5 protein-coding genes are annotated in these 5061 nt (G+C 25.5%); 3 read left to right on the forward strand and 2 right to left on the reverse strand.

What is annotated here, in order from left to right; translation table 11 throughout:
* From trmB to Q4A58_RS07895, 3 genes are all read left to right on the forward strand, one after another.
* The coding region (gene trmB / locus Q4A58_RS08115; RefSeq protein ID WP_368501201.1) for a tRNA (guanosine(46)-N7)-methyltransferase TrmB at positions 1-1669 on the forward strand (1669 nt) is incomplete at its 5' end.
* Positions 1670-1681: 12 nt separating this feature from the next.
* The gene (locus Q4A58_RS07890) at positions 1682-2959 is read left to right on the forward strand and encodes an adenylosuccinate synthase (RefSeq protein WP_303118129.1); all 1278 of its coding nucleotides are present in this window, start codon (positions 1682-1684) and stop codon (positions 2957-2959) included.
* Position 2960: 1 nt separating this feature from the next.
* The gene (locus Q4A58_RS07895; protein ID WP_303118130.1) at positions 2961-3425 is read left to right on the forward strand and encodes a DUF523 domain-containing protein; all 465 of its coding nucleotides are present in this window, start codon (positions 2961-2963) and stop codon (positions 3423-3425) included.
* An 89-nt stretch (positions 3426-3514) separates the two neighbouring features.
* Here Q4A58_RS07895 and era read toward each other — a convergent pair whose 3' ends face one another.
* Positions 3515-4402, reverse strand: a complete 888-nt coding sequence (gene era, locus Q4A58_RS07900) for a GTPase Era (protein WP_303118131.1) — start codon at positions 4400-4402, stop codon at positions 3515-3517.
* The coding region (locus tag Q4A58_RS07905; protein WP_303118132.1) for a transposase at positions 4402-5061 on the reverse strand (660 nt) is incomplete at its 5' end. The genes Q4A58_RS07905 and era, both read right to left, overlap by 1 nt.

Raw genomic sequence — 5061 nt, forward strand, 5'->3', positions numbered from 1 at the left:
AATAAATGTTATATATTTTCCACTTGATGATAGAAATATAATAAGAAATATTTTAAATATAATTAATTTGAAAGAGCTTATTTTAATAGAAACAGAATTATGGCCTAATATAATAAATGAAGCTCAAAATAATAATGCCAGAATTATCTTAGTTAACGGAAGAATTTCTGATAAGAGTTTTGGAAGGTATAAAAAACTAAAATTTTTATTTGAAAAAAGTATTAAAAAAATTGATTATTTTTATATGCAATCAGCCATTGATGAAGAAAGAATTATTAAATTAGGTGCTGATAAGAAAAAAGTTGAAAATATAGGAAATTTAAAGTTTGATTTAAATTTAGAAAAATATTCTAAAGAGGAAATTGTTAACTTTAAGAAATTTTTGAAAGCTGACAAGAAAAAAATTTTTGTAGCTGGAAGCACAAGAACAGGAGAAGAAGAAATTATTCTAGATGTCTTTAAAAAACTTAAAAATTTTCTTCTTGTTTTAGTACCTAGACATTTGGAACGAATAGAAAAAATTGAAGAAATGTTAAAAATAAAAGGTTTTTCATATACTAGATATAGTCTTTTAAAAAATGAATATTTAGAAAATAAAACTTATGATATAATTTTGGTTGATAAAATGGGAGTATTAAGAAAATTTTATGCTATTTCTGATATTTCCTTTGTAGGAGGTACTCTTGTAAATATTGGTGGACATAGTCTTCTTGAACCTCTATTTTATAAAAAAACTCCACTTTTTGGAAAATATGTTCAAAATATTTTAGAAATATCAAAAGAAGCTTTAAGAAGAAAAATTGCATATCAAGTTGAAACTATCGAAAATTTCTTAAAAGCAATTGAAGATATTAATTTAAATAATAAAAAATATATAGAAGAAATAGAAAAATTTTTTGAAGAAAATAAACTTTTAAGTTTAAAAATAGCAAAAAAGGAAAACTTAATTATGAAAAATGAAAATATAAACAGCACGGATGAGATAAAAAATAATTTATGGAAACATTTTTTTCACTCTCCTAAGACTAATTACAATAAATATATGTATCAGCTTTTAAATTATCCAGAATATATAATTTTTGATGCAGAAGAGATGAAAAAAAATAAAAACGGTTGGAGAGTATATTTTAAAAATACTAATCCTATTGCTGTTGAAATAGGTACGGGAAGTGGCAATTTTACAAGTGAATTAGCTCTCAGAAATCCAAATAAAAACTTCATAGGTTTAGAATTGAGATTTAAAAGACTTTGCTTAGCGGCTAATAAATCTAAAAAAAATAGTTTAAAAAATATAGTCTTTTTAAGAAAAAGAGGAGAAGAGTTAGAAGAGTTTTTAGGTTCTAATGAAATTGATGAAATGTATATTAACTTTCCAGATCCATGGGAAGGTAATGAAAAAAATCGAATCATCCAAAAAAAACTTTTTATTAATCTAAATAAAATAATGAAAACAAATGGTAAGTTATTCTTCAAAACAGATCATGACAATTATTATCAAGATGTTTTGAACTTAGTTAATAACTTAGATAACTACGAAGTTATTTATCATACCAATGACTTACATTCTTCTGAAAAAGCAAAAGATAATATCAAAACAGAATTTGAACAATTATTTTTAAATAAACATAAAAAAAATATAAATTATATTGAAATATTGAAAAAAAGCTAGGAGGGAAATAATATGGCTGGTTATGTTGTTGTAGGTACTCAATGGGGAGATGAAGGTAAGGGTAAGATTATTGATGTCTTAGCTGACAAAGCCGATTATGTAGTTAGATTTCAAGGTGGTAATAATGCAGGTCATACTGTTGTAGTAAATGGTGAAAAATTTATATTAAAACTTCTTCCATCTGGAGTTCTTCATGCAGGAACTTGTATAATAGGACCAGGTGTTGTTGTTGACCCAAAAGTTTTTTTGGAAGAAATAGCTAGTCTTGAAAAAAGAGGAAGTAAAACTGATCATGTTATTATAAGTGATAGAGCCCATGTTATTATGCCTTATCATATCAAATTAGATGAACTTAGAGAAAATGTTGAAGATAGAATAAAGATTGGAACTACTAAGAAAGGTATAGGTCCTTGTTATGCTGATAAAATTTCAAGAGATGGAATTAGAATGGCGGATCTATTAGATTTAAAACAATTTGAAGAAAAATTAAGAATGAATTTAAAAGAAAAAAATGAATTATTAACTAAAATTTATAATGTTGAGCCCTTGGACTTTAATACAATTTTTGAAGAATACAAAATCTATATTGAAAAAATAAAACACAGAATAGTTGACACCATTCCTATAGTTAACAAAGCTCTAAATGAAAATAAACTAGTTCTTTTTGAAGGGGCACAAGCTATGATGCTTGATATTAATTATGGAACCTACCCATATGTAACCTCTTCTTCTCCTACTCTTGCTGGAGTTACAACTGGTGCAGGAGTTTCTCCAAGAAAAATTGATAAGGGTATAGGAGTTATGAAAGCTTATACTACTAGAGTAGGTGAAGGACCTTTCGTTACAGAAATTCATGGTGAATTTGGAGAAAAAATTAGAAAAATTGGTTATGAATATGGTGCAGTAACTGGTAGACCTAGAAGATGTGGTTGGCTTGATTTAGTTGTAGGAAAATATGCAACTGAAATTAATGGCTTGACTGATATAGTTATAACTAAAATAGATGTATTAAGTGGTTTAGGAAAATTAAAAATATGTGTTGCTTATGAAATAGATGGAAAAATTTATGACTATGTTCCTGCTGATACGCAATCTTTATATAGAGCAAAACCAATTTATGAAGAACTTGATGGTTGGGATGAAGATATAACACAGATTAAAAATTATGATGATTTACCAGAAAATTGTAAAAAATATTTAAAAAGAATTGAGGAAATAGTTAATTGCCCTATATCAGTAGTTTCTGTTGGACCTGATAGAAATCAAAATATTCATATAAGAGAGATTTAAAATGAAGATTTTAATAAGTTCCTGTCTTCTTGGAAAAAATGTTAAATATTCAGGAGGAAATAATCTCTCTGAAAGATTAGTAGCACTTTTTAAAAAATATAATGTGAAGCTTATAGAAGTTTGCCCTGAAGTTTTAGGAGGTTTAAGTATTCCAAGAGAAGCTTCTGAAATCTCAAATGGAGAAGTGATAACTAAAAGTGGTCTTTGGGTTTCAAATGAATTTAAAAAAGGAGCCGAAACTATTTTAAAAATAGCTTTAAAAAATAATATAGACTTTGCTGTATTGAAAGAAAGAAGCCCCTCATGTGGAAGAAAATTCATTTATGATGGAACCTTTTCGGGAAAGCTTATTAAAGGGCAAGGACTTAGTACACAAAAGTTATTAGAAAATGGTATAGAAGTCTTCTCTGAAGAAAATTTCGAAGAAATTGAAGAGAAATTAAAAGAATTTTATAAAATTTTATAAATCAAATTTAAATAAAAAGACTATTGTAATAAAAAATTATACAATAGTCTTTTTATATGACAAATTATAAAAAAAGTTTATACTTTCAATTAATCAGAATAGCCTAATTCTTTTAAAAAAGGTTTTTTCTTTCTCCAGTCTTCAGCCACTTTTACCCAGAGATTCAAATAAATTTTAGTATCTAATAAATTTTCAATTTCCTTTCTAGCTTCAGTACCTATTTCTTTTAACATCTTACCTTTTTGCCCTATAATAATTCCCTTCTGTGAATCTCTTTCTACATAAATATTTACATCAAAGGTATCTTTCTTCCCCTCTTCTCTTTTAACATTTAGAATCTCTATTGCTACAGAATGAGGAATTTCATCTCTGGTTTTTAATAAAATCTTTTCTCTAATAATTTCTGTTATAATTTTATAGGTTGACATATCAGTATACATATCATCTGGATAATATTTAATTCCTTCTTCTAAATAAGGATCCAAAGCTTTTAATAACTTATCTAAGCCAAAAGAATACATACCTGAGATAAATATAATATCATCAAAATCCCCCAATTTAGCCTCTATTTCTAATTTCTTATTTTCAAGTTCTTTGTCTGAAATTAAATCAATTTTATTTACGAGCAAAATTTTAGGCTTTTTAGTATTTTCTTTAATTCTTTCCATGACAAAAAGATCTCCAGTTGATATTTCTTTTGATGCATCAATTAAAAATAAAATAGCATCTACATCTCTTAGTGTTTTTATTGCCACATTAGTCATATATTCTCCAAGCAAATGTTTTGGCTTATGTATGCCTGGGGTATCAATAAAGATATATTGCTTATCTTTGATATTTAAAATTCCTTTTATATTATCTCGTGTAGTTCCTGCCTTATCAGAAACTATAGCTACTTTTTCCGCTACCATTTTATTAATAAGAGTCGACTTTCCAACATTAGGTCTACCTACAACTGCAATAAATCCTGCTTTCATTATTTATCTCCTATTCCTATTTCAAAATATATTTTTTTAATGTTCTTATACATACTTTCTTCATCTTCATTCAAAGCTGTCTTTAAATTAGCTAAAGAAAAATTGTACTTTTTTAAATCTTTGCGAAAAGCTTGAATATTATAAGTTCCAAATAAAAATCTTTTTTCAAAAGCATATTTTTTATAGTAATCTCTTAGTATAGCTTCAATATTTCCATTCAAATCATAATCAAAAATTTTATTATTTCTGTTAATTATAATTTTTTTAAAATCATAGCTTAAGAGATCTTTAATTTGAATTTCAAAAATATTAGCAAGATTCATATTCAATTCTGCAATTAGTATGGATATAAGTTTTATTCTTTTACCATATAAATTGTCCTCAAGAGAATTTATAAATTCATTATAATTAATGTCTTTTAAAGATTCTAGAGTGCTTTCTTTTTCAATTTTTTTGTTAAAATACTCTTTTTCTGTCATAGAAAAATGATACTCAAACATTTTTTCAATCAATTTATTTTTCCATAAATATTTATAAAAATTTTTTATTGAGCTATATTTTCTTTTAAAACTTGTCAACTTTAACTGATTTTTTAAACTATCAAAATATTCTTTATATTCATTTTCATCGATTTGAAAAATATTTATACCTTTATTTTT

The organism is Fusobacterium sp., from assembly GCF_030528405.1.
GTDB lineage: Bacteria > Fusobacteriota > Fusobacteriia > Fusobacteriales > Fusobacteriaceae > Fusobacterium.